Origin of the sequence: Rhizobium sp. PDO1-076 (assembly GCF_000247475.1) — a bacterium.
Lineage (GTDB): Bacteria > Pseudomonadota > Alphaproteobacteria > Rhizobiales > Rhizobiaceae > Allorhizobium.
The window spans coordinates 1-1,240 of sequence record NZ_AHZC01000289.1; the positions used below are offsets into that span (position 1 = coordinate 1).

General features: G+C 60.8%; 2 protein-coding genes. Both read right to left on the reverse strand.

Annotated features, from left to right (window positions below):
* Positions 1-674 (reverse strand): sensor histidine kinase N-terminal domain-containing protein (locus PDO_RS15275; protein WP_007603590.1); only part of this gene is annotated, 674 nt, incomplete at its 3' end.
* On the reverse strand, positions 671-1,240 hold a 570-nt coding region (locus PDO_RS15280; protein WP_007603593.1), incomplete at its 5' end, for a winged helix-turn-helix domain-containing protein. The genes PDO_RS15275 and PDO_RS15280, both read right to left, overlap by 4 nt.

Below are 1,240 nucleotides of genomic sequence, written 5' to 3' on the forward strand. Positions count from 1 at the left end.
GCTGCACGCANCCGGGCAAGCAGCAGATTGACGGAGGCCATGATCGGCTGCAGCTCCTGCGGCAGGGAGGCCAAATCAATGTCGGCCATATTGCCGGTATCCTTGCCGGCGATCGCATTGCGCAGATCGCTGACAGGTGCAACGAGACGACGGACGATCAGCCAGACAAGCAGGATGCTGCCGGGCACGAGGATCAGGATCGGCAGGAGAAGCGCGCCGGCTCCTTCCAGCGCGGCCTCGCGTCGATGGGCCATATTGTCGGCGATCTGCAGGAAGATGGTGTCGCTGACGGCCGATGTCGTGAAGATACGATGCTCGTCATCCTCCCAGAACCCTGGCACCAGCGGTGCATTGAAAGGCTCCTTCGTGCTGTCATGCGAGTGCAGCATCACGCGTCCGTTCGCATCGCGCACCTGATAGGTCAGTTCATCCTCAGCTGCGACGGCATTGTTTTGCTGCAGACTGAGTGGCGTCTCCGTTTCCGGTCGTTGAAACAGGTCGTCGACGACCAGTGGCATCAGCCGTTCGGCCGTCTGCTGAAGCGCACTATCGAAAATTTCGCCAAATTCATCCTGCATCACCATGACGCCGAGACCCGCTGCTGCGAACCAGAAGCAGGAGATGGCAACGGTCAGCCAGATGACCAGACGGCGGGTCATGCTGTAGCCAGTCATCCGTCTCTCCCCAGGCGATAGCCGATACCCCGAACCGTCTCGACAATGTCCTTGCCGAGTTTCTTGCGCAAGCGGCTGACATAGACCTCGACGGTATTGCTCTCGACCTCGGAGCCAAAGGCATAAAGGGCCTCCTCGATCTGCGATTTCGAGACAATGGCGCTGGGCCGCGAGATCAGGCTGTCGAGCACCGCCCATTCGCGGCTGGAGAGGGCAATTTCCTGCGTGCCGTTTCGCACCGCCCGGTCTGCCGGTCGGATCGAGAGGGTGCCGATAGTGACAATCGTCTGGGGTGCGCCGGCGTAGCGCCGTGAAACGGCCAGGATGCGGGCGCTCAGCTCGTCGAGATTGAAGGGTTTTACCAGATAGTCGTCAGCGCCACTGTTCAGCCCTTCGATCCTGTCGGATATCTGGTCATGGGCCGTCAGGATGATGACCGGTGTGGTGTCGCCTTCGGTGCGCATCTGACGGAGAAAACCGATGCCACTGCCATCGGGCAGGCGCAGATCGAGCAACACCAGTCCGTAGTCGATGGTTTCGCGTGCGACGGTCGCGTCATCTAGGCG